The organism is Leptospira bandrabouensis (genome assembly GCF_004770905.1).
Lineage (GTDB): Bacteria > Spirochaetota > Leptospiria > Leptospirales > Leptospiraceae > Leptospira_A > Leptospira_A bandrabouensis.
The window spans coordinates 803,025-829,040 of record NZ_RQHT01000014.1 but is presented as its reverse complement, the minus strand read 5'-3'; the positions used below and the strand labels follow the sequence as shown (position 1 = coordinate 829,040).

Annotated in this window: 26 protein-coding genes; 9 read left to right on the top strand and 17 right to left on the bottom strand. The window is 37.7% G+C overall.

Going from position 1 to position 26,016, the window contains the following annotated elements:
* The first annotated feature begins 83 nt into the window (after window positions 1-83).
* Entirely contained in the window at window positions 84-947 is an 864-nt protein-coding gene (gene mtnP, locus EHR07_RS11085) for an S-methyl-5'-thioadenosine phosphorylase (protein ID WP_135745141.1), read from the top strand.
* On the opposite strand, the gene EHR07_RS11080 is transcribed toward mtnP, so the two are convergent.
* Window positions 944-1,336 (bottom strand): STAS domain-containing protein, encoded by a 393-nt coding sequence (locus EHR07_RS11080; protein ID WP_135745140.1) that lies wholly within the window; start codon window positions 1,334-1,336, stop codon window positions 944-946. The genes mtnP and EHR07_RS11080 overlap by 4 nt on opposite strands.
* The gene (gene galK / locus EHR07_RS11075; protein WP_135745139.1) at window positions 1,333-2,502 is read right to left on the bottom strand and encodes a galactokinase; all 1,170 of its coding nucleotides are present in this window, start codon (window positions 2,500-2,502) and stop codon (window positions 1,333-1,335) included. Before galK ends, EHR07_RS11080 begins: the two co-directional genes overlap by 4 nt.
* A 44-nt stretch (window positions 2,503-2,546) precedes the next feature.
* Here galK and EHR07_RS11070 point away from each other — a divergent pair, with 44 nt between their 5' ends.
* Window positions 2,547-3,890, top strand: coding sequence for a glucose-6-phosphate isomerase (locus tag EHR07_RS11070; RefSeq protein ID WP_135745138.1), 1,344 nt, complete (start codon window positions 2,547-2,549; stop codon window positions 3,888-3,890).
* Here the strand turns inward: EHR07_RS11070 and EHR07_RS11065 are convergent.
* From EHR07_RS11065 to EHR07_RS11050, 4 genes are read right to left on the bottom strand one after another with little or no spacing between them, the layout of a single operon-like run.
* Entirely contained in the window at window positions 3,876-4,598 is a 723-nt protein-coding gene (locus tag EHR07_RS11065; RefSeq protein WP_135745137.1) for an NTP transferase domain-containing protein, read from the bottom strand. The two genes, EHR07_RS11070 and EHR07_RS11065, sit on opposite strands and share 15 nt — an antisense overlap.
* Complete coding sequence (locus tag EHR07_RS11060) at window positions 4,595-5,578, bottom strand: aminoglycoside phosphotransferase family protein (protein WP_135745136.1); 984 nt, start codon at window positions 5,576-5,578, stop codon at window positions 4,595-4,597. The genes EHR07_RS11065 and EHR07_RS11060 overlap by 4 nt, the downstream gene beginning before the upstream one ends.
* A gap of 7 nt (window positions 5,579-5,585) precedes the next feature.
* Window positions 5,586-7,097, bottom strand: a complete 1,512-nt coding sequence (locus EHR07_RS11055; RefSeq protein WP_135745135.1) for a hybrid sensor histidine kinase/response regulator — start codon at window positions 7,095-7,097, stop codon at window positions 5,586-5,588.
* A complete protein-coding gene (locus tag EHR07_RS11050) occupies window positions 7,090-8,880 on the bottom strand; it encodes an ATP-binding protein (RefSeq protein ID WP_135745134.1) in 1,791 nt (596 codons plus the stop codon). The genes EHR07_RS11055 and EHR07_RS11050 overlap by 8 nt, the downstream gene beginning before the upstream one ends.
* A 1-nt stretch (window position 8,881) precedes the next feature.
* Between EHR07_RS11050 and EHR07_RS11045 the strand changes: the two genes are divergently transcribed.
* The gene (locus EHR07_RS11045; protein WP_238734927.1) at window positions 8,882-9,751 is read left to right on the top strand and encodes an alpha/beta fold hydrolase; all 870 of its coding nucleotides are present in this window, start codon (window positions 8,882-8,884) and stop codon (window positions 9,749-9,751) included.
* On the opposite strand, the gene EHR07_RS11040 is transcribed toward EHR07_RS11045, so the two are convergent.
* On the bottom strand, window positions 9,752-9,985 hold the full coding sequence (locus EHR07_RS11040; RefSeq protein WP_135745133.1) for a ferredoxin: 234 nt from the start codon (window positions 9,983-9,985) through the stop codon (window positions 9,752-9,754).
* A gap of 49 nt (window positions 9,986-10,034) precedes the next feature.
* Here EHR07_RS11040 and EHR07_RS11035 point away from each other — a divergent pair, with 49 nt between their 5' ends.
* On the top strand, window positions 10,035-10,400 hold the full coding sequence (locus EHR07_RS11035) for a response regulator (RefSeq protein ID WP_135745132.1): 366 nt from the start codon (window positions 10,035-10,037) through the stop codon (window positions 10,398-10,400).
* 10 nt (window positions 10,401-10,410) lie between these two features.
* Here the strand turns inward: EHR07_RS11035 and EHR07_RS11030 are convergent, their stop codons facing one another.
* The 6 genes from EHR07_RS11030 to EHR07_RS11005 are packed head-to-tail and all read right to left on the bottom strand — an operon-like array spanning window position 10,411 to window position 16,407.
* Window positions 10,411-11,178, bottom strand: coding sequence for a TlyA family RNA methyltransferase (locus EHR07_RS11030; protein ID WP_135745131.1), 768 nt, complete (start codon window positions 11,176-11,178; stop codon window positions 10,411-10,413).
* The gene (locus EHR07_RS11025) at window positions 11,159-12,082 is read right to left on the bottom strand and encodes a polyprenyl synthetase family protein (protein WP_135745130.1); all 924 of its coding nucleotides are present in this window, start codon (window positions 12,080-12,082) and stop codon (window positions 11,159-11,161) included. The genes EHR07_RS11030 and EHR07_RS11025 overlap by 20 nt, the downstream gene beginning before the upstream one ends.
* A gap of 50 nt (window positions 12,083-12,132) precedes the next feature.
* Window positions 12,133-12,546, bottom strand: coding sequence for a nucleoside-diphosphate kinase (locus tag EHR07_RS11020; RefSeq protein ID WP_012387121.1), 414 nt, complete (start codon window positions 12,544-12,546; stop codon window positions 12,133-12,135).
* Window positions 12,547-12,588: 42 nt separating this feature from the next.
* On the bottom strand, window positions 12,589-14,697 hold the full coding sequence (locus EHR07_RS11015; protein ID WP_135745129.1) for a cation:proton antiporter domain-containing protein: 2,109 nt from the start codon (window positions 14,695-14,697) through the stop codon (window positions 12,589-12,591).
* Between the two features lie 17 nt (window positions 14,698-14,714).
* The gene (coaD, locus tag EHR07_RS11010) at window positions 14,715-15,197 is read right to left on the bottom strand and encodes a pantetheine-phosphate adenylyltransferase (RefSeq protein WP_135745128.1); all 483 of its coding nucleotides are present in this window, start codon (window positions 15,195-15,197) and stop codon (window positions 14,715-14,717) included.
* Window position 15,198: 1 nt separating this feature from the next.
* The gene (locus EHR07_RS11005) at window positions 15,199-16,407 is read right to left on the bottom strand and encodes an argininosuccinate synthase (protein ID WP_135745127.1); all 1,209 of its coding nucleotides are present in this window, start codon (window positions 16,405-16,407) and stop codon (window positions 15,199-15,201) included.
* Window positions 16,408-16,488: 81 nt separating this feature from the next.
* On the opposite strand from EHR07_RS11005, the gene EHR07_RS11000 reads away from it, so the two are divergent.
* Genes EHR07_RS11000 through EHR07_RS10990 form a run of 3 tightly spaced genes read left to right on the top strand, consistent with a single transcriptional unit; the run spans window position 16,489 to window position 19,703 of the window.
* Window positions 16,489-17,637: a carbon-nitrogen hydrolase family protein gene (locus EHR07_RS11000; RefSeq protein ID WP_135745126.1), complete on the top strand. Its 1,149-nt coding sequence runs from the start codon at window positions 16,489-16,491 to the stop codon at window positions 17,635-17,637.
* Window positions 17,621-18,148: a hypothetical protein gene (locus tag EHR07_RS10995; RefSeq protein ID WP_135745125.1), complete on the top strand. Its 528-nt coding sequence runs from the start codon at window positions 17,621-17,623 to the stop codon at window positions 18,146-18,148. Before EHR07_RS11000 ends, EHR07_RS10995 begins: the two co-directional genes overlap by 17 nt.
* 1 nt (window position 18,149) lies before the next feature.
* Window positions 18,150-19,703: an FAD-dependent oxidoreductase gene (locus EHR07_RS10990; RefSeq protein WP_135745124.1), complete on the top strand. Its 1,554-nt coding sequence runs from the start codon at window positions 18,150-18,152 to the stop codon at window positions 19,701-19,703.
* Here the strand turns inward: EHR07_RS10990 and rlmD are convergent.
* Window positions 19,696-20,892 carry a 23S rRNA (uracil(1939)-C(5))-methyltransferase RlmD gene (gene rlmD, locus EHR07_RS10985; protein WP_135745123.1) on the bottom strand — a complete coding sequence of 399 codons (1,197 nt, stop codon included), beginning with the start codon at window positions 20,890-20,892 and terminating at the stop codon, window positions 19,696-19,698. The two genes, EHR07_RS10990 and rlmD, sit on opposite strands and share 8 nt — an antisense overlap.
* Before the next feature lie 2 nt (window positions 20,893-20,894).
* Window positions 20,895-21,962, bottom strand: a complete 1,068-nt coding sequence (locus EHR07_RS10980) for a quinone-dependent dihydroorotate dehydrogenase (RefSeq protein WP_135745122.1) — start codon at window positions 21,960-21,962, stop codon at window positions 20,895-20,897.
* Between the two features lie 100 nt (window positions 21,963-22,062).
* On the opposite strand from EHR07_RS10980, the gene EHR07_RS10975 reads away from it, so the two are divergent.
* A complete protein-coding gene (locus tag EHR07_RS10975) occupies window positions 22,063-23,679 on the top strand; it encodes a sensor histidine kinase (RefSeq protein WP_135745121.1) in 1,617 nt (538 codons plus the stop codon).
* Window positions 23,676-24,605, top strand: a complete 930-nt coding sequence (locus EHR07_RS10970; protein WP_135745120.1) for a response regulator — start codon at window positions 23,676-23,678, stop codon at window positions 24,603-24,605. The genes EHR07_RS10975 and EHR07_RS10970 overlap by 4 nt, the downstream gene beginning before the upstream one ends.
* A gap of 7 nt (window positions 24,606-24,612) precedes the next feature.
* Here the strand turns inward: EHR07_RS10970 and EHR07_RS10965 are convergent, their stop codons facing one another.
* Entirely contained in the window at window positions 24,613-25,254 is a 642-nt protein-coding gene (locus EHR07_RS10965) for an HAD family hydrolase (RefSeq protein ID WP_135745119.1), read from the bottom strand.
* Window positions 25,244-25,957 carry an RluA family pseudouridine synthase gene (locus EHR07_RS10960; RefSeq protein WP_135745118.1) on the bottom strand — a complete coding sequence of 238 codons (714 nt, stop codon included), beginning with the start codon at window positions 25,955-25,957 and terminating at the stop codon, window positions 25,244-25,246. Before EHR07_RS10960 ends, EHR07_RS10965 begins: the two co-directional genes overlap by 11 nt.
* Window positions 25,958-26,016 lie beyond the last annotated feature (59 nt).

The following is a 26,016-nucleotide window of genomic DNA, read 5'->3' as shown; positions in this document are numbered from 1 at the left end:
CATGAGCATTCTACAGTCTTCGAATGTAAAAAACGAATGCAACCAAAATCGTTGGGGGAAAACTGCACTTTAAGAGGATTCATATGGCAAATGTAGTGAAAATCGGGGTCATTGGTGGAACGGGCCTATATTCAATTGATGGAATGGAAATTATCAAAGAAATCCATCCAGAAACTCCCTGGGGCAAACCATCGGACACGATCACCATTGGTCGTTTTAAAGGTAAAGAAATTGCGTTTTTGCCAAGACATGGAAAAGGACATTTTTTAAATCCAAGTGAAGTTCCGGCCCGAGCCAATATTGCCGCATTAAAACAGTTAGGCGTAGAAGAAATCATTGCATTCAGTTCTGTCGGAAGTTTACGCCAAGAAATTGCTCCAAGAGATTTTGTGATTCCTTCACAAATCATTGACCGCACAAAAGCGCGCGCAGCAACTTTTTTTGAAAATGGTATGGTGGCACATGCTCCCTTTGCAGATCCATTTTCACCAGGCCTCGGTAAAAAAGTAGAAGAAGCAGCAAAACTCATCAACCTTCCCATTCATTCCAACAAAACACTCATTTGTATGGAAGGTCCATTGTTTTCAACAAGAGCCGAATCTCATATGTATAGATCTTGGGGAGCAGATATCATCAACATGACTGTCCTTCCAGAAGCAAAACTAGCAAGAGAAGCAGAGATTCTTTACCAAATGGTTTGTATGTCAACGGATTACGATTGTTGGAAGGAAGATGAAGCCCATGTCACATTGGAAATGGTTCTTGCGAACTTAAGTGCCAATGCAGATACAGCTAAGAAGTTACTATCGGCTCTCATTGATTTTCTAGGAAAATCGGATGATACAAGTCTTGTAGGAAGTACAAAGTTTTCGTTGGTGACTGCTCCGGAAAAAAGAAATCAGGAACAAATTAACAAATTAAAATATCTTTTCCCAACCTACTTTTAGTCGGTTTTCACAGCTTGTTCCAAAGTCGGAAAAATTTGGAGCAAGCTCCTAAGTTTTGTTAGTTCTAACACATATCTTACTTTTTCTGAAGGGGATATGATTCTTATAAAGCCTTTTTGTTTCATAAGTTTGGAATGAATTCCTAAACAAACACCGAGTCCAGAACTATCAATATAACTGACTTGTTCAAAGTTTAAAAAAATAAAATTGATTCCTTTGGAGATTAGAATTTCCAAATTTTCTTTCATGATTTGTGAATTGTATAGATTAATTTCTCCAGACAATTCAAAATAAACTGAGGATTCAGGGAGGGGGACAAATCTCTGATGGAGAACTTCCATTTTGAAGTCTCCACTTTCAACTGTGTAATCACTCCAGTTTTCAATCATAATGAAATTTCCTTAACCCCGTCTGAAATTTGAAACTTATAAAAGTCTAACGCAATATTAAACTTTTGTTGATAACTTTTTTTCAAAACGTCTTCTATTTTATAAAAATGATCTTTGGTATCTAGTACGAGTACGCATCCACCGAAACCACCACCAATCATTCTTGCTCCAGTGACGCCCATACTCTGCAAAGAATCAACAATGAAATCAGTTTCTGGACAAGAGACTTCAAATTCTTTAGATAAAGACCAATGTGTTTGAAACAGTGAAGATCCAACTTCTTTAAAATTACCAGATTCTAAACCATCAATGACCACTTTTGTTCTTTCCCTTTCTGAAGTAACATGTTTTGTTCTTTTAAATTCTTCTTTTGTTAGGTGACAGTTTTCTAATTCCGATTCAGAAAGATTTACGTCGTACAATTGTGTAAAATTTGGATACTTTGCTTTAATTTTTACCAAAGCCGATTCACATTCTGATCGTCTTTGGTTGTAAGCACTGTCCTTCAGACTATGTTTTACGTTCGAATTGATAAGGTAGAATTCATAATCACCCAAATCAAAATGGTGGTAAGTGTATTTTAGAGTTTCGGTATTTAACGAGATACAATCATCTTGTTTTCCCACAGCGATTATGAATTGATCCATGATCCCACATTTGGTTCCGACAAAATGATTCTCAGCTCGTTGTCCAATAAGAGCAATCTCTTCTCGTGAAAGGTGTAACCCAAAAGTTTCATTGATCGAATAACCTGTGACCACTTCAAAAGCGGCTGAAGAAGAAAGCCCTGAACCTTGCGGAATATTTCCATCCACTAATAGATCAAACCCTGGGATGGTATGGCCCAACTTTTCTATTTCAGATATGACACCAGAGATATAATCGGCCCAGGGTGATTTTGGATTTGGTCCGAGTGGTTTTTTTAATTCTACCGTTTCATTATAGGTAACAGAGTATAAATGATATGAAGATGTGTCATTGGGACGAAGATAAACTTGGACGGCAAAATCTATGGCTGCGGGAAGTACGATTCCACCTAAATAATCAACATGTTCCCCAATTATATTGATTCTAGCAGGTGCTTGGAACAAACGAGGGGGACGGTTTGTTTTTCCAAATATTGATTCAAATCGATTCAAATTTTCTTTACTTCTAAAAGAATCCACTTCATCTTCCTTTCGATGCCATACTTTATTCAAGGATCGTTGTTATGTCGAACTTAAAAATTTCGGACCGTTTTGTTAAATCTTTTATCGCTGAAACAGTTATCCAGAAAGAATTGGAAAAGGCTGAGAAAGCGAGACAAACTCTTCTCGAAAAAACGGGACTTGGAAATGAATTTTTAGGATGGGTGGATCTTCCAAGAGAAACGACTTCGGATGACCTTCAAATGATTCGAAAAGCAGCAGAAACCATTCAATCTCATTCGCAATATTTGGTTGTTGTCGGAATTGGTGGAAGTTATCTCGGGGCTCGTGCTGTCATTGAGGCCTTAACTCCTGAATTTAGTGCAAATGAACTACATAAAAAATCCGTAAAAATTATATATGCGGGTCACCACTTGGATGCGGACTATCACTCACGATTATTGGCCTTTTTAGAAAACAAAGAATTTTCAGTGAATGTTATTTCTAAATCTGGAACAACTACAGAACCAGCGATCGCCTTTCGTTTGTTACTCTCTCTATTAGAACGTAAATATGGAAGAGAAAATGTTAAAAACCGTGTTTTTGCAACAACTGACAAACATAAAGGAGCTCTAAAACAACTCGCGGATGAATATGGATTTCCTACCTTCGTCATTCCAGACGATGTGGGTGGACGTTACTCTGTGTTTACTCCTGTTGGGTTGCTGCCTATTGCGGCTGCCGGCTTCAGTATCAATAAACTGATCGATGGTGCCAAACAAATGGAAGCAGAGCTAAAGGCTAAATCAGCCTTTGAAGGAAACATTGCGGCATTGTATGCAGCGATTCGAAATTCCTTATATGCCAATGGTAAAAAAATTGAAATCTTTGTGAGTTATACACCAGCTTTGTCATTTGTATCTGAGTGGTGGAAACAACTGTTTGGTGAAAGTGAAGGGAAGAGTGGAAAGGGAATTTTTCCAGCATCAGTTCAGTTTACAACAGACCTTCATTCGATGGGACAGTACATCCAAGATGGTGAGCGCCAATTGATGGAAACCACTATTAAAGTGGAATCTCCAAAACAAGATGTTTATCTTACTGAAAAGGAAGACGATCGAGATGGCCTCAATTATTTGGCTGGCAAAAAACTTTCTGAAGTGAATCAGAGTGCGATGCTTGGTACTCTCGTTGCGCATAAAGATGGGGGTGTACCTTGTTTAGAAATAATTTTACCTGGGTTAACCGAAGAAGTCATTGGAGAACTATTGTATTTCTTTGAATTTGCATGTGGGATCTCCGGTTATATGTTAGGTGTAAATCCATTTGATCAACCAGGTGTAGAAGACTATAAAAACAATATGTTTGCTTTGCTTGGCAAAAAGGGATATGAAAAACGTAAACAGGAAATCTTAAGTCATATATGAAGATTTAAGGAAAACTTGAATTTTCGAAATTTCTTCTCCAAAAATATCAGTTTTGAAATAGGTTTCCCAAAGTTCTTTTGTACCCAAATCGAGAACTCGACCGGAGAAAACTTCTCCGGTAATTTCTTTACGCTCCGCACATTCTTTAAAAATATCAGAAAGGTCGTAGTATTTATTTTTCTCTAAATGAGAAAGACATTGAGGATTAAGTAATGCAAGTCCTATATAATAATAATTTCCATTACCAAAGGTTAATTCCCCTTTTTCACCAATATCAATTTTTGTATAACTTTGATTAGGAGGTGCAGGCAATAAATATAAATGAATTTTTGTATGATTGGATAATTTAGTTTTTGGTTTAAAACTTGGATCTGGAAAAAAAAGGGTATCTGGGTTTATTAAAAAAATTGGTTCTTTCAAAAGTTCGTCTGTTAATCCAGTACGAATGCCTCCAGCAGTTCCTAAGATTTCATTTTTTTCTTCTAATAATTCAATGGGAAATTTGATAAATTTTTCGATATGGTTTTTTATCTGTTCCCCTAAGTAATGAGTGTTGATCCAAACTTTAGAAACTTTCCATTGATCGAGTAGATAAAGACTATAATCAAGGAGAGTGATATTCTGAATCTTTAACAGAGGTTTGGGGCAATTTTCCGTAAGAGTTCCCATTCTTTTGCCAAATCCCGCCGCTAAAACAAAGGCATTCATAAATTTTTAAATTCCATATGACGACTTAATTCATCCCGTAAACTTCGAACAAAAATGTACAATGAATCTGCAAACATTCCTAATTGGATGATCTCCTCCAATTGGTTTAAACATGAAATGATAGAAGGTTTGAACTTTTCTTTACCGTGGTCAGAAACCATTCGAAAGTATGTTCCTAAAGCCTTGAAAGACCGCTGCAGAGCTTGGAGATAAAATGTATCATTAAATTTTTTTGATTGGTCTATGTTTCGATCACGAAATGATTTTAACATTAACGAACGAAAGTCCCTTGGTAATGGATAATACGCATCATATAAAATAGAGGCAAGATCATATTGCGGAACTCCCATCCTTGCATCTTGAAAATCAATCAAAGAATAATCATAATTAGGTGATACCAGTAAATTACGACAATGAAAATCACGATGAGTAAAAACATTCACAGGATATTTGTTCAAATAAGCAACGGTTTCTTCGATAAATGCCCTAGCTTCATTGGAAATATTTGTTTTAATTTGGTATAATCTTCGAAAATCTTCAAATTTTTCCAAAGTCAGGTTGGTTTCGAAGCTTAGTTTTTCTGTATCAAACTTTCTATTTTTTACTAAGGGAGGTGGATCAAGTGACTGTAATTTTAAAATTAAATCAATAAGGATAGGAAATTTCTGTTTATAGTTATTTAGATTGTAAGAGCTAAAATCATCCAATCCTTCAAAACTCATAAACGTGAGTCCAAATTCTCTATTTACATTCAAAACTCTGGGAACATGAATTTGATTGGCATTCAGAAACTCAGAGATTATGATAAAATCTTCGTTTACGATTGAGTCAGCACAAACAACTTCTTCGCTTCCATTGTTTAACGTTATGCGAAAATACCGTCGAGTTGAGGCTTCCTCTTGTAACGAAACAATTTTACAATTTTTACCATACCTTGAAAATATAACTTCGAGCTGTTCTTTGTTTAATTCAGGATTCACTTAGCAACTATGATTCAGATACCTTAGGAAAAATAAAATGAAATTTAGATCCGTTTCCTGGAGCTGAATCAATTTCTAACCGAATATCGAAATTATCCACAATTTGTTTGACTACAAACATTCCCAGGCCCGTTCCTTTTCCAAGTTCTTTCGTTGTGAAATAAGGCTCATAAATTTTATTCAATGTCTCTTGTGACATACCTTCACCATCATCTGTAACAATCAAATGTGAATTTTTTTCATCTTGGTAAGATATGATTTCTATAGTACCGATATTGTTTGTAGCATCAGCAGCATTGAGAAGTATATTTGAAAGTAATAAGGCAAATTGATCCGAATTCATTTGTATGGGAATTTTTTCAACAGACTCTTCCCATTTGATATGGCAGTATTTAAGTTTTGCCGTTTCTTTAAATACTTGAAGAACCGATGAAATTTCTTTGTTCAAATTTAAAACTTTAGATTGTTCATCGTTTGATTTTAATGATTTGCCAAGTTGTAAAAGATTCGAAGTTAAGGCTCGTAATTTTTCAGTTTGATTCAATGTAACCTTTAGAGCACGGTCCTTTAACATTGTATCTGCGTTTTCTCGAGAAGCCATTTCTACAAAACCTTGGATTGCAGTGAGGGAGTTATTAATTTCGTGCCCTATACTTGCAGCGACTACTGATAAAAATGCCCTTCGTTCAGATTGAATGAGCTGTTCTACCATTGCTTTTTTCTGAGTAACATCTCTGATGACACCGGTATAATAAGTATCACCATCCAAACTATAGGAACAAATAGCAATATCGGCCAAAAAAGTAGAGGTATCTGAACGTAATAATGTTACATCTGATAGTTGAAGAGTAGATTTATTTTCTTCTTCACTCAATACTTTGGAAACTTGGCTCATGTATTTCTGCATTTTATTTTCAGTGAATAAAATTTTAACAGATTGACCAATTAAATCTAAGGGTGTTTTAAATCTAAACATTTCGAAACTTGCTTTGTTTGCAGAAACAACCGTTAGTTTAGAATCAATAGTAATCACAGCATCGGAGGTTGCATTTAATATCGCCGCATTCTGTCTGTTTAAATCTAAGTTTTGAGTGCGAAGTGCTTTTTCTAGCTTTTCCGATAACATCAATTTTTCTAAATCGGAATCTTTTTGATTTTTAAGTTCTAATGCTCGTTTAACAACAGATAAAATTTGTGTTCTGTCAACAGGTTTCGATATGTACTCGAATGCATGATAACGAATGGCTGATTCTGCGGAAGAAAGATTAGGATTTCCTGTTATAAGGATAACGGGTAAGTTAATTTGTTTTTCAGCAATATATTTTGTAAAATCAATCCCAGACATTCCTGACATTAAAATATCTGATATGGCAACTGAAAATGTTTCTCCTGACGAAATTCTATGAATAGCTTCAGAAGCAGATTCTGCCAGTTCAATTTGATATCCTTCGCGAGATAAAACCCGTTTTAGTGCGATTCTGATATCTTCTTCGTCATCTACAATTAAAATCTTATCCATTTTCGTCCGTGTGAGCAGGGAGGTAAATTTCTACCTTGGTTCCTGTTCCTTCTTTAGTTTTAATATAGATTTCCCCACCATGTTCCGCGATGATTTTTTTTGATATAGAAAGACCTAAACCAGTTCCTTGTTTATTTCGTCTCGTAGTGAATAAGGGCAAAAAAACCTTCTCTAAAGTATCATCATCAATTCCGGGGCCATTATCTTCGACTGAAAAAACAACCCACTCTTTTTTTTGAGTTTTGACTAAATCAATACCTAATTCGATTTTCGGAAATTGTCTCGCTGTTTCCATTTCTGAAAGAGCATTGATTGAATTTACCACACAATTGATTAAAACTTGTTCTATTTCTTGCCAGCGCACAAAGATTCCTGGTAAATTTGGTCCCGCGTGCCTTGTAAAACTTATATTTTTTTTCCGGCAACTAACTTCGACTAGTTCGCTTGTTCGAACTAAAATATAATATGGAGAAACGATATCACGATTGGGACTTTCCATCCTTCCTAAATCAAGTAATGCCTTAACTAAATCACGAATTCGTAAATTGGCCGATTCAATTTTTTTTAAAATATTCCTACGTTCATTTTGATCTGCTTCGTCGACAGTAATTAAGTCGTCCAAGTACAAAAGTGCACTTTGTAGTGGATTATTAATTTCGTGTGCAAGACCGGCTGCAATTTCACCAATACTGGCAAATTTCATCGATTCTATAAGTTGTCGATCCTTTCGTTTTGCTTCTGTGATATCTGAAAAAACTAACAAAATTTTTTTGTCGTTTGGATCATATCGTCTAACGGGTATAAAGCGAATTTCAAAAGTTTTTTCTTCACCAAGTAGAGTATAATCAAATTCCGTAGTTTGTGAGTTTTGATTTTCAATAACAGAGTTTAGAACTTCCATTAGTTTTGATTTCATTTTTTCATCAAAAAAATGGAAAATATCTTCACCGACTTCAAAGGCAAAGACTTGAAAAAGTAAAAACTTAAAAATAGGAGCAATTTCTAAAATTTTTGCGTCTTTGTTTATGATCACAAAACCATTATTCATAGTAGCAAAAAATGTTCTTAATTTATCTTCACCGTATTTTATGATTCTTTCTGCATTTTGTAATTCAGAAAGGTCAAGTAAAAGAATCGTAATTCCATTTTGGTTTCCATCTTCCGTTGTGATAAAACTTTGAATTTGAAAGGTGGTCGAATTTTCAGTAGGGTGATCAACTTCAAAGAGAAGTTTCGTATTTCCCTGCAAAATTTCATTCTTTAGGTTTTCAGGTAAAATGAGAACATCCGATATTGAATATGTGTTAATTTTGTCTGGTGATAATCTAAATAATTCAATCAATCGATTGTTTGCATATTTTAGATTACCAGCTAAATCAGTTTGAAAGAACGGAATTTCTAAATGATCAGCGATTGAAGGATAATCATCAGTTTGCAATTGATTCCAGATGATAGTAATTGCATAAATTTCGGTATTTAAATCAAAGAATTCAGTTAAGGAAGAATAGTTAATAGAAACGGGAACTTTCTCTGCATTTTGTTTTTTTAGAAACCACTTATAATCACTTTTGGATTGTGGATGTGTATGAATTTCTGAAACTAGGAGATTAAAATCAAAGAATATGTTTTCTGCATCCAAGGATTTTGGATTTTTTAATTCCAGATGTTCTACTGTAATGGGATTGATGTAAAGAATTTGTTTTGATTTAAGATCGACGAAAACCAATCCTTTTTGGGAATGGGAGAGTAGCTGCGATAGTCTTTCAATTTTTGAATCCAACATTATGATTAAATACTTTTACCGAAGCCTTTTTCGAAACTATCAGTCCCAGAGACGTAAATCAATGAAAAATATGGGTGGGACACCCTGTTTTGTTCCAATGGGTGGACACCGAATTTTTTATTGGAAATTTGGAAATGGCAATCAAAAACCAATAGTTTTTTTGCATGGTTTACTCGACGAAAGTTTTGGATTTCGGCGTGTCGTAAAAGAACTGTTAAATGACGGATACCCACTTTATGTTTTTGATTTGCCTGGTTACGGAAAAAGTAAATTACCATTAGTGAAGTATCTTTACCAAATCGATGTTTGGGCAGACCTACTTCTTGAGTGTTTTGAGAAATTAGAATTAAAAGATATTTGTTTAGTTGGTCATTCTATGGGAGGTCTTACATCCCAACATTTAGTTTTACAAGATACTCATAACAGAGTGCAGAAACTAATTCTTTTGGCACCTGGTGGTATTCCTCATCCAGAACGTGAGAAAATGCGTAAGGTGCTTTTTCCTAAAACTGAAAAACAGGTGGTATTACTACTTCGATATCTTTACGGAGAAGAATTTCCTGAACCTGGGTTTTTGTTTCGCCACACTCTTGTTACTAATTGGAATGAGAAACCAAACGAATATTTACAAGAGAACACCTTACGTCGGGAAGAAGAGATTTTTTTTGATTCTAAAATGAAGGGAATCAAAATTCCAACTATGATTTTAGCTGGCGCTGAAGATGAAATTACACCACCATTTATGATGAAAAAAATTAATTCTTATATCAAAAAAAGTAAATTGGTTTGGATTCCAAAAGTAAGACATGCGATTCACCTAGAAAAACCCGATGTGGTTGCAAGCAATATTAGGATATTCTATAATACTTAACTATTCACCGTCATCGCCAATGGCGTCTACTGGGCACATTGCCATTGCTGCTTTTGCCTGTTTTTCTTCATTTGGCGTTGATGGTTGTTTTTTTACAAAAATGTGACTTTCGTCTGCACTGTATTGTAAAAGGTCAGGGGCTTCTTTTATGCAGTCGTTACAGGGAACACAGGTTTGGTCGACATAGTATTTTCCTGGTACATTCTCGGGTTGTTTGATACTTTTATCTGCCATAGAGTATTTTTACTTTTTAACAGACCCCCCCTTATAAAATAAAGCATATATGACAAAAAAGAACATCCTCATCGTAGAGGATGAACCTTTCCTCGGACTTAATATCAAACAGAAAATCGAATCTTTCGGTTTTCATGTGATTGCAGTGGTTCCTTCCGGGGATGAGGCTTTCCAAATCGTTTCGGAAAAGGTTCCAGATCTGATCCTAATGGATATTAATTTGGAAGGGTCATTGGATGGGATTGATACGGCCGAATCTTTAAGGGAACAATTTTCAGTGCCAGTGTTGTTTTTGACGGGATTTTTAGATGATACGGCAAAACACAGAATCAATCAGAATCCGTCTTACGCCTATTTGATGAAACCTTTCACTACGGACCAATTAAAAGAAGCGGTCTCCGGTTTTACTTCTTAATTTTAAAAACCTATTTTTTCCATTCCCAGCGAATCAAAAATTCCCGATTGCCATCGGCTCCCTGGATTGGGGATTCTGCGAGACCTAAAAATTTGAGTCTGGAATCTAAATTTTTCACCTTGTGCCAAACCGAACGTATCGTATAACAAATATGATGCGAATCTTTCAATACTCCTTTTTCCAATTTGGAAGGATGAACTTCAAACTGAGGTTTGAATAAAGAAATACCTTGCCAATCAATATGGGAACTCGATTGAAAAAGGGAAATTAAGGATCCAAATACAGGAACAAGAGAAATAAAACTTAAATCCATGGTGACCCAAGTTTCTTCTGTTAAAGGTCCTATTTGAGAAATAGTTAAGTCTTTTAGATGAGTGCGATCGAAAACGGTGACCTTGGGATCATTGGCAATTTTTTGTGCTAATTGGCCGTAACCTACATCCACGGCAATCACCCGGGAAGCACCTTTTTCCAAAAGCACCTGGCAAAAACCGCCTGTAGAAGAACCCAGGTCGATACAGGTTTTGTTTTGGACATTGGCAGAGGGAAAAGAATCAAAGGCTCCCAGCAGTTTGTATGCCCCGCGAGAAACATAGGTTTTTATTTTTTCTTTGGTTCTTACGATATCTTTGGAGGTAATTAGGGTTCCTACTTTGGAAATGACAACATCATTGATTAGGACAGATCCAGAAAGGATTAACGATTGTGCTCGTTTTTGATCGATCGCATAACCTTCGCGAACGAGGTATTCATCCAGTCTAATTTTTTCTTTCGGCAATGTATTTCGGTAATCCTAAAAAGAATTCATTATTTAGGGACGATACGTTTGCCACAAGGGAAATCGCCTTGGATACGGATTCATCTCTTAATTTTTTAGCAGTGTCCATTCCATAAAGACTAGGGTAAGTTAATTTTCCAGCTTTGGCATCCTTTCCTGGCGTTTTTCCAAGATCGGCAAGGTTCCCTTCTACATCTAAAATATCATCGGTGATTTGAAATAATAACCCGATTTCCTTCGCATAACTTGAAATTACCGATTCTCTTTCTAACCAATCTGGTCGTAATCTGTTTCCTAAAAGGAAGGAGGCTTCAATCAGGGCACCAGTCTTTTTTTCATGGATGGAGGCGAGTTTGGATTCTTTATCTATAGGGCTTGGATTTTTTTCTTCTTCAATATCTTCCATTTGCCCAAGGATCATTCCCTTCATTCCTGCCCCATTATGGAGGATTTGGATGGAGTCTCGGATCGTTGTGGAGTCTGTGTTTTCAAATAAAGATAACAAATAGAAACTCAAAGAGTTCAGTGTGTCACCAGCTAGGATGGCAGTGGCCTCATCAAACTGAATGTGGCAGGTAGGCATCCCACGACGGGTGTCATCATTGTCCATTGCTGGGAGATCATCATGGATGAGGGAATAGGTATGAATGCATTCAACGGCAAAAGCCGCTAGATAAACAGAAAGATGATTATTGGTATTTAGTTTTTTAGGTAGTTGGTCTGGATGAAAAAAGGAATTTAGAACAAAGATTGGTCGAATTCGTTTTCCACCGGCCTGCAAACTATATAGGCAAGCATCTGTTATGCGAGTGCGAGGTTGAAACAATTCTTTTGTATAGGACTCAGAAAAAGAATCAAAGAGTTGTTTGGAATTTGTTAAGATATTAGAAAACTGAGTGGGCACGGGAAAAAGCACCGGCTCCCTAAAGAACCGGTTGTTTGTTTGGTTCGAACTTAGTTAAGTTCATACCCTTTGAAGAAAAACGCAATTTCTTGAAGTGCGTTTGCTACAGAGTCAGAACCGTGAACCGCATTTGCTTCTTTGCTTTCTGCAAAAAGTGCCCGAATGGTCCCTGCTTTTGCTTCTTTTGGATCAGTGGCACCGATCACATCTCTCCAATGTGCTACAGCGTTGTCTCTTTCAAGAGCACAAGCAACGATTGGGCCAGAAGCCATGTAAGTGCAAAGGTCATTGTAAAAAGGACGAGCTGCGTGAACTGCGTAAAATTGTTTTGCGTCTTCGAGGCTGAGTTTTAGGAATTTCATTCCTAGGATTTTAAATCCTTCTTTTTCGATTCTTTGAAGGATGTCACCGATGTGTTTGTTTTTCACAGCATCGGGTTTAAGCATGATAAAAGTTCTTTCCATATCTCCAAAAGCATGGAGAAACCGAAAAAAGCAATCGAATCTTTAGGTGCTTAAAAAACGAACCAAAAGAAATGAAGTGGGAAGAAGATCCATTTTCTCAAATCCCATTTCTTCCCAAACATTTAGATCGATGAGAATCAATGAATACCCTGTGATTTTATTTAAGGCGATTGGATAGGGATTTAGATCTGTTTCGGGTTGTACTAGGTCTTCCACCTTGATTTTGTTCGACTTCATCCCTTTGAGGGATGTTAGTTTCTGGGCAAAACCCAGGATGGGATCTTTTTCCCCTTTGTAAAGGATGGCCACTTTTTCTATGGATTCTAAACCATTGTCGATGAGGACACCCACAGTGGCAGGACAATAGTTGAGAATGCCCTTAATTTTTCCTCCCGTATAACTACGAGAAAATAGGGGTTTGGCAGCACCGATTAGTAAAATATCTGTGTGTTTGATTTTGGCAAAATTAACAATTTCATAAGTTACATTGTCTGTGATCCGGTATTCTGTTTGCACTTGAATTCCCATACTAGAGCCTGTTTGGCGAATGGATTCAAAACTGGCATCCCGGTAACGACGAATTTCTTCATTGGAGAGTGAGTCGTTTGGTGAAATATGAAGGGCTGTAATTTCCAAATTTTTCTTTTGGTTTCCAGAAAGAGAATAAGCAAATCGAACCAAACTTTTCCCCATTTTCTCTTGGGCAAAAGCAACTAACACTCGTAATTTGTGGTCTACTGGTTTTTCTGTGGGGATACGTTTTTCAGAATTAGAGAAAAACTTTTGGATTCCATCGAGAAGTGGTCCTGTAGAAAGAGTGGTGACAAGTGCCATTAAAACAAACACAGCAAAGATCTCAGGACTTAAAATTCCTAAATCGTATCCAATATTAAGAACCACAAGTTCCATGAGGCCACGAGTGTTCATAAGAGCACCTATGGAAAGAGCATCTTCCCAATTGGAACCAGAAACTTTTGCTGCAAAAGCACTTCCTATAAATTTTCCCACAACAGCTACAAGGATGACTAGACCAAACACCAACCAAAGATGAGAACCATTGAGTAGCCCAATCTCTGTTCTAAGTCCTGTAATCACAAAGAAAATGGGGAGAAACAAAATAACAGCTATGTCTTCTATCTTTTCCGCTACGAGTTTTTTGAGGTTTCCCTCCGTTGGCATAATGACGCCTGCAAGAAAGGCTCCGAACAGAGCATGGATTCCGATAACCTCTGTTGTGAGTGAGGATAGGAATAATATCATTAAGATAAGAGCAACAGCAGTTCTTGTTAAGTTTTCCCTGGAGATATAAATGGATCCTAATCGTTTGAGAAAGGGAGCCACTAAATATATCATTGTTAGGATGTATGCAAAAGATAGTCCTATGGTGAAAAGTGCCGTATTGAGATTTCCTGCTTTAGAGATAGTGACAATGATCGCAAGTAAGATCCAAGCGGTCATATCATCTGCAGCAGCGCAAGTGAGGACCATGGCACCAAGCGGAGTTCTTGTGAGATTTCTTTCTTGTAGGATCCGTGCGAGTACTGGAAAGGCAGTGATACTCATTGCAATTCCCATAAAAAGTGAAAAGGATAAAAATCCTACATTCTCAGGTGCATAGTCTGTATAAAAAAAATAAGCTAAAATCATCCCTAAAAAGAAAGGGAAAATGATACTGGCGTGGCTAATGATAATGGCTGAATGTGCTTTGTTTTTAAGAACGGAGATATCAAGTTCCATTCCTATAATGAACATAAAAAGAACCAAACCAATTTGGCTTAGGGTTCCAAGAGTCGGAAGACTTGCCGGTGGAAACAAAAATCCCATCGTTTCTGGAAAGTAGTAACCAAGTAACGATGGTCCGAGTAAAATCCCAGCAACAATCTCTCCCATTACGGATGGTTGTTTGAGTTTCCTTGAGAATACATAACCAACAAATCTCGCTGACCCACAAACAACGATAATTTGGAGAAAAAGGAGTGCCAATGGATGGTGGAAACGGTTGAAAAAATTTTCAGTGTCTAGATGTTCATTGGTGATTGTCACAATATTTTTTGTGACTTCAAGAAGGGAACCTGCTTGTAAAAGAAAGTAACCTAGTGAACCGAATAAGAGAATGGTGAATCCATAAAAAAGGGAAGAACGCGTTTTCATAGAATCCTCATTTTACCTTAGACGGAAAATTTTTTAGTAAGAGCTTCGCCCACAATGTCTGGAACTTGGTTGGATACAGCTCTTCCATGTCTTGCTACTTCTTTGACGATTGTCGAAGACACAAAAGAATATTCATTGTCCGCCATCAAAAAATAAGTTTCGATTTCTGGTGCTAATTTTTTATTCATCAGCGAAATCGCATATTCGTAGTCAAAATCTGTGACGGCACGAAGCCCGCGTAAAATCACACGGGAATTTTTTTCTTTGCAATAATCGACGGTAAGGCCTTCGAAACTATCAATTTTGATTTTGTCCCAACCTTTAAAAACTTTCCCAATCATCTCCACTCGTTCTTCAGGGGAAAATAGGGAAGTTTTTTTGGAATTGATTGCCACTGCAATAATGATCTCTTCGAATAACGGATGAGCTCGCCGTATGATGTCGAGATGACCGTTTGTGAACGGATCAAAAGAACCTGGATATACGGCGATATTTTTCATCTTATTTGTTTACCCTTGCCCATTCTTTCATAGGTAGTCCGTATAAGTTGATAAAACCTTCGGCATCATATTGGTTGTACAATTCTTCTTTTTCAAAGGTAGAAAGACCTGCATTGTAAAGAGATTTGTTGGATTTACGTCCTACAACGGTGCAACTTCCTTTGTACAATTTGATTCGGACAGTTCCATTGACATACTTTTGTGTGTAATCCATATAAGCACGTAAAGCATTCATTTGGTTGGAATACCATTGGCCATTGTAAATATAACGAGCAAACTCTTGAGAGAGTTCATCTTTTTTGTGTTGGGTATCACGATCCAGTGTGATGGATTCTAAATCGCGGTGTGCGATATGAAGGATGGTTCCACCAGGAGTTTCATACACTCCGCGAGATTTGATTCCTACAAGTCGGTTCTCTACGATATCAACTCGACCCACTCCGTTTTTTCCACCTACATCGTTTAAGGTTTCCATTACTTCGAGTGGATTTAATTTTTTTCCGTCGATGGCAACGCAGTCTCCGTTTTCAAAATCCAATTCTAAATAAGTTGGTTTGTCTGGTGCTTTTTCGGGAGATACGGTTAAGATAAACATATCTTCCTTCGGTTCGTTGAATGGATCTTCCAAAATTCCACCTTCAAAAGAAAGGTGCATCAAGTTTCTATCCATGCTATACGGTTTAGCGGCTGTTACAGGAACTGGAATTCCTTTTTTCTTTGCGTATTCAATCAGGTCCGCACGGCCACCAAAATTCCAAGTCCTCCAAGGAGCGATGATTTGTAAGTTAGGCGAAAGTGCTTTAAAGGTGAGTTCAAAACGAACTTGGTCGTTTCCTTTTCCTGTGGCTCCATGTGAAAAAGCATCGGCTCCTTCTTTGGTCGCAACTTCTGCCATTGCTTTGGCAATGAGAGGACGTGCCAGAGAGGTCCCGAGTAAATAACGCATTTCATAAATAGCATTCCCGCGAATTGCAGGGAAAATAAAGTCTCGTGCAAATTCCAAACGTAGGTCTTGGATGTACACTTTGGAAGCTCCGGTATTTTTTCCTTTTTCTTCCAGACCGGTAAGTTCTTCTTTTTGACCAACATCGGCACAAAAAGCAATGACTTCACAACCATAGGTATCTTTCAACCAAGCCAGGATGACGGACGTATCGAGTCCTCCGGAGTAAGCGAGAACGATTTTTTTGGGAGCAGGTTTCTCTTTCATAGAATAAGGTCAAAATAAAAGAAAAAACCAAGAACACAATTAAATATTGTCTGAAACGAAATTGTGTAGTAGATTTGGTGGATGCGTTTTCCCGTTTCTTTTTCTGTTTTCGTAAGCATTTTCATTTTTACGATCCACTGCCAAAAACAAATTGTTCCGCAAGAGGAAATCTCCCAATACCTACCTAACCCAAAGGTATACATCCAAAAAGAGGGAAAAGGAAAACGGGGAAGTTTTTTGGGGATGGAACCCTATCTCAACAAGTATAGTTACGCAACAGAAGATAGTTTTTATCTGGCTTTGAACGAATACTTTCGAACGGCAAAGGAAAATGAACTTCTTTTTGTAGATCGTAGCATCGTTGTTCTACCGGAATACATTGGAACCTGGCTTGTTGTGACTGCCGAGGACAGATCTATTTTCACAACCAATACAATCCAAGAAGCAATGGAAGTATTGGTAAAACATAACTTAGGTTCCTTTCTTTGGCATTATCTCTTTAGCAGTTCTTATTCTTCTGATACATTAAAAGAAACACTCTTTCGGATGAAGGCTTGGCAAATGTCTGACAGATACCAATCTGTTTTTGCAAAACTCGCACGTGAGTATCGAGTCTCCATTGTTGCCGGTTCGATTGTTTTGCCTCACCCAAAAGTTATTGAAGGAAAAATCACTCCGACCGATGGGCCTTTAGAAAATGTAAGTTTTTATTTTCACCCCGATGGAAGAGTGGATGACCAAATTGTAAGAAAACTATTTCCCATTACCGACGAAAAAGAATTCCTAAAAGAAGGTAAGATAGAGGAAAATCCAAGTTACCAAACCTCGCTTGGGAAACTATACACGATGGTCTGCGCCGATTCTTGGTTTCCGGAAGTATATATGGAATTTAAAAAATCAGAAGCGGAGTTACTTGCAGTTCCCTCTTTTGTATCACCAGCAGACGCCTGGACCACTAAATGGCAGGGTTACAACGGTTATGCGAATCCAAAAGATGTGGATTCCAAAGACATCGGAACCATTTCGGAACGAGCCGCTTGGAAAAAATATGCAATGAATGGTCGCCTCAAAGATCCAAAGGTAAAAGCAGGAATCAATGTATTTTTTAGAGGTGAAATTTGGGATTTAACAGCAAGTGGGGACGCTTTTTTAAATCTCGGGGGAAAACCTGTAATCAATGTTGTGAAAGAAGATAAAAACCAAGGAAGAATCTATGTACTCTATCTCTAGAAAATCCTTTTTAGCTCTCTTAGTCTTTTGTGCGGGCATTAAATCCAAAATTCGTTATTTTTATTTTAGTGATTCGGAAACAAAAACTGTCACTGCCTTTTCGGAGGTAGTCCTTCCCATTACTGAGCCGGGTATGCCAAATTTAGAAGAAGCAAACGTGATGCGAAGATTGGATGAAGAATTGTATTTTGTTTCCGAAGAGATCCAGGAAGACTTTCATTCTGCCGTCATGGTATTGGAATACCTTCCCTTCTTTTATGGATATTTTCGATTTTTCTCAAATCTCTCTCGAGAAAAACGAGAAGCACTTTTATCTCTTTTGGCAGAGACAGATTCGGATATCGTCCGTGCCGTGGTTGGGAATCTAAAACTTTTAGTTTGTTTGGTTTACTATGGCCACAAATCCACTTGGGGTCAAATATCTTATCCAGGTCCTTTTGGCAATCCTCCTGAGAAATGGAGCGAATCAAGAATCCACTACCAAAATTTAGTGAATGGGAAGGAAGTTTAAAATGAAACCAGGAATATATCGCGATTACAAAAGTTATGCGAAGAAGGAAACCATCGTTGTTGATGTAGTGGTGATTGGTTCTGGTTGTGGTGGGTCGACAATGGCCTATGAACTTTCCAAAAAAGGGATCAAAGTCGCTCTAATCGAACAGGGTGGAAATTATCACACAGGAACCTTTGATAACAATGAACTCAATATGGGTGGCAAAGTTTCTGCAGAGAGAAATTTTCATACAACGGCAGATGGTGGGATCAACCTTGTTTATGGAAACAATTTGGGTGGGGCCTCAGTGCACTACTGGGCCGACAGTTATCGCACCCCAGATGACAGGTTATTATTATGGAATCGTAAATACGGAATCGAAGACCACCTTCCCGAAGACCTACATTCTTATTGGCAGGAATTGGAAACGGACCTTCATGTGACTCCTGCGGGTGAAGAATCTTTTAATCCGATGAATCGACTATTTCGGAGCGCTTCACAACGATTAGGTTGGGAAGGACATGCCGTCCCACAAGCTCGGAAAAACTGTCAGAAATCTGGACATTGTATGCAAGGTTGTATGTTTGGAGCCAAACAGTCACAACTTGTGACACATATTCCAAGAGCCGTGCAACTCGGAACTGATGTGTATACAGACCTTCGGGCAGAAAAATTAATTTTCAAAGGTAGAAAAGTCTCAGGCCTCGAAGCTGTGGTGATAGACAGAAGAACCCTTCGGCCAACGGCGACAAAGGTAATTTTTCAATCCAAAGCTGTTTGCGTTTCGGCAGGTGGATTTGGTAGTTCTACTTTTTTACTTCGCAATGGACTCAAAAAAAGATTACCGGCACTTGGTGAGTTTTTGGCGATCAATCCTTCTCCCATGGTACATGCGTTATATGAAGAACCCATCGTACAATGGAGAAATATTCCTGCAGCTTATGGTGTTGAGGATTTCCGATTAGCAAGATACCAAAATGGAAAGTACAAAGAAGGTGGGTATATGCTCATGCCAAACCAATTGCAACCCGCCACTCTTGCAGCTCTTATTCCTAGTTTTGGAAAAGACCATTATTCTTATATGAAACAAATGGAACATTTGGGTGGAACCATTGGTTGGATTGATGATGTGGATGGGGAACTTGGTTCTATCGAAGTAGACCTGTTTGGGAAAAGAAAAATCAACTACCCTTTTGGAAAGGTCACCAAACAAATCTTTAGTGATCTGACATACAAACAAATGAAGTTAAATTTTGAAGCGGGTGCCAAAGAAGTTTTCCTTGCAGGTATGAAACTACGTAAATATTCCAAACTTCCTAAAAAAGAAGAAATTGATGCTCTGGCATGGAGACCTGCGGAATTTCCAATGGCCGCTCCTCACCCTGCCGGTGGATGCCGAATGGGAAAATCGAGCGAAAATTCCGTTGTGAATTCTCGCCACCAAGTTCATGGATTTGAGAACCTGTTTGTGGCAGATTCTTCTGTTTTTCCTACTGGGGTGAGTGTGGATCCAAGTTTTACCATTATGGCTTTTAGTAAAAAAGCCTCTGGATTTGTAATGGATGTTATGTGAGATTTTTGTTTCTGAAAACGGCTACGGTTTCAACGTGGTCGGTTCTTGGAAACATGTCTACAGGTTGCACGGAATTTAAGAAGTATTGCCTTGCCAGAAGATTTGTGTCTTCCCTGAGACTCATTGGATCACAAGACACATAAACTATTTTTTTAAATCCCATTCCTAAAATGGTTTCTGCCACTTCAACTCCGAGTCCTGTCCGTGGCGGATCAAGAACTAAGGTATCATAGTTTTTTCCAAAAAGAGTTGGTAACACTTCGGCCACCCTTCCTTTGCGAAATCGTACATTATGTACTTTATTATACTTTACCGATTCCAAGGCAGTTTTATGAGAATTGGGATTTTCTTCAATCCCCATCACTTCCTTACAGTTTCCTGAAATCCAAAACGAAATGGTTCCAATTCCTGAATAAGCATCGATCACTCGGGATTCTGGTTCGATTTCATCCAGAACTAAATTGTACAAACTCGGTGTTTGGATGGGGTTTACTTGTAAAAAAGTAGAAAGGCCCACACGGAATTTATGTTTTCCAAAATGTTCGTGGATGTAAGGTCTACCCCATAACAGATGTTCTTCGCGACCAAGTGCCATTGTGGTGTGTTTGGTATTGATGTTTTGGATGATTCCAACAATTTTTCCAAACTTTCCTGTTTTCCCAATTCGGTTTTGGATGGCAGTATGGAGTCTTTTAGATGCATCTTTGGCGTGTGGTAGATCTTCTTTGGCAGTGACAATCCCCAGAATGATTTCTCCTGTAGAAAAAGATTTTCTTGCCACAAGGTATTTCATCATCCCACGTCTGGATTTTTCGTTATAAGGAAGGAGTCCTTCTCGCCTAGCCCATTGTTTGACGGCCAGGGCAATTTCGGTTAGACCAGGATCTTGGATTTGGCACTCGGTTTGGTCGAGAACAAAAGTAGATTCTTTATTAAATAAACCTAATGTGAGTAAGGTTTTGTTGGCTATGTTTCTACGTCCGAAAGGAAGTTGGATTTTGTGACGGTAGTATTCTGGTGAGGGACTGGGAACAATCGTACGAAATTCTAAATGGCGATAGGTTTTAAAAAGTTCTTTGATGGTTTGTTCTTTTTTTCGAAGTTCTTTGGTGTAATCAATGTCTAGATAATTACAACCACCACAGGTTCCGAAATGAGTGCAGATTTTTGTTCCAGGACTTGTTGTCATAATTAGTTTCCTGATCCCACAAGTTCAGAGATATTATTTAGTTTTTTTTCTTTGATCACTTTGTCGAGATAAGAACAAATTTGGTAAGGAAGAAATGGTCCTTCATAAATATAACCAGTGTAAATTTGGATTAGGTTGGCACCGGCTTCCATCATCCGTTTTGCTTTTTCCCCTGAGTCGATCCCTCCCACACCAATGATAGGGATTTTTCCCTTTAAAGTTTTGTAAGCAAGGGAAACAAAATGAAGTGACCTTTCGAAAAGTGGGCCACCAGAGAGCCCGCCTTCCTCTGGATTTTTTTCCCCGAGTACTTCTTTGTTAAGTGTGGTGTTAGTCAGGATGACACCACTAATTTTATAATCCAAACATACGTTTAAATTTTCGACTAACTCTTCTTCTGAGAGATCAGGAGCAAATTTTAAATACAAGGGAATCGGAAACTTGTGTTCAAAAGCAGATAAGATTCCTTCGATAAGATCGATAAGAGTTTTTTTTGTTTGGAGTGTTCGTAAGCCTGGAGTGTTCGGTGAGCTGATATTGATCACAGCATAATCTCCATAAGGAACCAACTTCTTTAGTGTATAAACATAATCACCCACAGCATTCTCTAATTCAGTGACTTTTGATTTTCCCGCATTGATTCCACGTACACCCAACTTTTGTTGGTTCTTTATATTAGATTCGGCAATATCGGCCCCTGGGTTATTAAACCCCATTCGGTTGATGAGGGCTTTGTGTTTGGGATAACGGAAGAGTCTTGGTTTTTCATTGCCTGGTTGTCCATTGGCAGTGATGGTACCTACTTCAATGTACCCAAATCCCATATGAATCATTGTAGGAAAGAGTTCTGCTGTTTTGTCAAATCCTGCGGCAAGTCCTAATGGATTGGGGAAATGGATTCCCTGAATGGTTTGTTCCAATCGTTTCGATTTGTATTCAAAGATTGAAGAAAGAGTCTTATGGAAAAAAGGGATTTTTTGTGAAAGCGAAAGGAATGTGGCAGCCAAGTGGTGTGCAGATTCCGGATCTAAATGAAATAGGATTGGTTTGATCAGGTGATTGTAGAACAAGAGGAGAACCTTAACGTTGATTCTTTTTTCGCACTCTTTTCTTACAATTTCTTTCCGAAAATAGCGTTCTTTCAGAGACTCATAATCAGGACTTTAATGAATGGCACCAAATTCTTCATTTGCCCGTATTTGGCAGAATCCTTCCGACTTTCCACCGGAAGCTGTACTTCGGGAATTGGAAAACCTTCTCAGGTCCAATCCTGATTTTTGGCTCAAAATCAACAGAGATGGAATCATCGTTGATTATAAAACTTCCAGGTTTGTCAATATTGGAGACAAACCAGAAACCTTACTCGGCAAACATATCGATGTGGGTCTTCCTCCTTACTTACGTGAAATCGCAGCCGAAGCATTGTCATATTTATCGGAGAAAAAAAGCCAAGTTTTTTGGAAAGAATATTCTTATGGCGTAGAACCAAATATCCGTTATGTGGAAGTTCGATTTGTAGTTCTCTATGAAGGATATATCATGTCCAACCATAGGGACATCACAGAAAGAAAACGTTTGGAAAATGCGTTTTTAGAAAGTGAATCTAGATTCCTTTCGATGGCGCAAAATGCTGCCGATTCTATTATCATAATCAACGATGACGGAATTATCCAATTTTTTAACAAAACCGCTGAAATTACCTTTGGATATACTCATGATGAAGTGATTGGCAAAAATGTTACGATGATTATCCCACCGGAATACAAAGACAAACATGATGAGTATTTGCGAAGATATAAGGCTACAGGTACTCAACATATCATCGGGGTTGGAAGGGAACTAATTGCACAACGAAAGTCAGGTGAGATTTTTCCATGTGAATTGTCTGTGGGTGAATTCAAAACTAAATCAGGGAAAATGTTTACAGGGATTTTAAGAGATATTAGTCAAAGGAAAATCCAAGAACAAGAATTATACCAATATAGAAATCATTTAGAAGAGTTGGTAGAAAGCCAAACGATGGACTTAAAAATGTCCAAAAATATTGCAGAAGAAGCCTCTTATATGAAGTCTCTCTTTTTAGCAAATATCTCTCATGAATTAAAAACACCGATCCATGCTATTTTGAGTTATGCTGAACTAGGGGAAGAAAAATCAGCAACGGTTTCGCCAGAGAAAATAAAAGAATACTTTCAGATTATTGATTCTTCAGGAAAACGATTGTTAGGTTTACTTGAAAATTTGTTAGATATAGCCAAATTAGAATCAGGCAAAATGAGGTATTTATTTGAGAAAAATTGTCTGAAAGAAACAGCTAAATTTGTGATTAACGAAATGCGAGTCATTTTGGAAAAAAGAGGGATCACAGTTGTTTTACTAGATAAGGAAGAACGTTGGGAAGCCGAGTTCGACTATGAAAGAATCCAACAGGTGATACGAAATATTCTCTCAAATGCACTAAAATTCATCCCAAATGACACTAATATTGAAATTAGTATGGTCAGAAGAGAATTTATTCCGAGAAAAACTCAGTCATATGTCAACGGTATCGGAATACAAATTCGTGATTTTGGACCGGGAATTCCTCCCGAAGACTTGGATAAAATTTTTGAAAAATTCATCCAATCGAAACAGGTAAAAGCAGGAACAAAGGGAACTGGACTCGGTTTGTCCATTTCTAGAGAAATTGTGAATGACCACCACGGATTGTTGTACGCCGAGAACCATGAAACAAAGGGAGCAATTTTTACCATGTTAATTCCTTGTTCTCGCGAAGGACTCCGATGATTAACTTACTTGCAGTGGATGATGAAATGATCAACTTGATGATCATTGATGAATCTCTCTCTGACAAAGGCTTTAATGTTGTAAAAGCAAAAGATGGAGAAGAGGCATTTCAAATTCTTAGTTCAGATTCTACATTGTTCCATGCGATTATTTTGGATCGACTGATGCCCAAAATGGATGGGATCGAACTTTTAAAAAAGATCAAACGCTCTGAAAAGTATAAGGATATTCCAGTTATCTTTCAAACAGCGATGAGTTCAGTCACAGATATGACCGAAGGATTGGATGCAGGTGCATTTTATTATCTTACAAAACCTTATTCTAGAACTTTACTCGTTCGGATTGTCCAAACAGCAGTAGAACATTTTATCAAACTCCAACGTGCAAAGGAAGACCTTCATAAAGGTATGGGTGCACTTAGGCATATGATCACAGGTGAGTTTCGCATTCGTTCGATTCGTGAGTCACATGAATTAGCACCATTACTTGCTAATGCATGTCCAGACCCCGAACGTGTGTTAACTGGTATCATGGAAATTTTAAACAATGCCATTGAACATGGAAACTTGGGTATCTCGTATCAGGAAAAATCGGAACTTCACGATAATGACAAACTTATGGAAGAAATTTTCAGAAGGTTAGAAACTCCCGAATTTAAAGATAAATTTGTAAAAGTTACTTTTGAAAAAAATGACGAAAGGATAGAAATTCGAGTGAGTGACCAAGGAAAGGGTTTTGATTGGCAAAGGTATTTGTCTGTAGAAGCCATGACAAAGAATGCTTTCAAAACCCATGGTCGCGGAATTTTTATGGCTCGCAAATTGTCTTTTGATGACCTTTCTTATACGGACGAAGGTAGAACTGCCGTGATTCGTATTGATTTATCCAATAAAAGGGGAAATTTACTCACCGACTTTCAAGAGTAAACTTCGTTTATAAAAGATAAACCGATGGTTCGGTGAAATCGCTTATGATTTGGTTTACGTGACTTTTTAGTTCTGATTCCGTATGAGATGTGGCCACACCGATGATGGAACATCCTGCTGACTTTCCAGATTGTAAACCAGCAAGCGAGTCTTCGAACACAACACAATCTTTAGGATCTAGTTCTAAAGCCTTTGCACAAAGTTCATACACTTGTGGGTGAGGTTTTCCTTGGTTTACCATTGTTCCATCCACAATCACATCAAAAAAATGTCTTAAAGATAAAGTATCTAGAGTGAAATTAACATTCATTGTGGGTGCAGAAGTTCCAAGTGCAATCTTTAGGTGATTGTCTTTTAGAAATTGAAGATACTTCACGAGACCTGTATGTGGTTTCATTTCATTTTTATATAATTCTTGGTACCAACTTTCTTTTTCATCTCCATAGTCTTTGATTTCTTTGTTAGAGATATTTCCGAATATCATGCGGAAAAGATCTGCATTAGTTTTACCATTAAACGTATCTCTATAGATTTCTGAATTTAGTGGGAAGTTATATTTTTTAGCAAATGCCATCCAAGCTTTGAAATGAAAAGAATGATTGTCTACAACGACACCATCCATATCGAAGATAAATCCTTTATGTTTCATTTAATTTCCTTTCATATCCACCAACGAGTCCTGTAAAATAGGCGGGGATATTAGTTTCAAAAGTAAGCAATTCTTTGTTATACGGATGAGTCAGTTGTATTGAAAAAGAATGTAATGCCATTCTTGGAAAAGATCTTGTATCGTTTCCATACTTCGTATCGCCCACAATCGGATGTTTTTTATCGGATACGTGGACACGAATTTGATTTTTTCGGCCTGTTAATAATTCGATTTCTAATAATGAATATAAATTTGTTTCTTTGAGGACTTTGAATTTTGTTTTAGAAAGTTTACCTAATTCTGGATCGTCAGTCGAATACACTCGGTGTGCCTTTGATTCGACAAGATAAGATTGAATGATACCTGACTTTTCTTTCCATACTCCATGAGTCACCGCCAGATAAACTTTTTTTGTTTTCTCCCAAGACTCTTGGAGTGTTTGTTTTGCCGTTTCTGTTTTAGCAAATACTAAGATCCCCGAAGTTTCTCGATCCAACCTGTGTACGATAAAGATTCTATTTTTAGAACGTTCGCTCCCTTTTTTTACATAATCCATTAGAGCAGCGTAAGCGGTTTTGGATTTTTCCGATTCCGTGGCGATCGTAAGGAGTCCGGCGGGTTTGTCTACGACAAGGATGTCCCTGTCTTCATATAATATGTTTAACCCTTTGGGTAAAAAACGGGTATTGGTCTTCTGTTTCATTCGTAATAAAAGGGTGCGAGGAATTCTTACCCCTCCTGGGAGTCTAAGAGAAAGTGCGG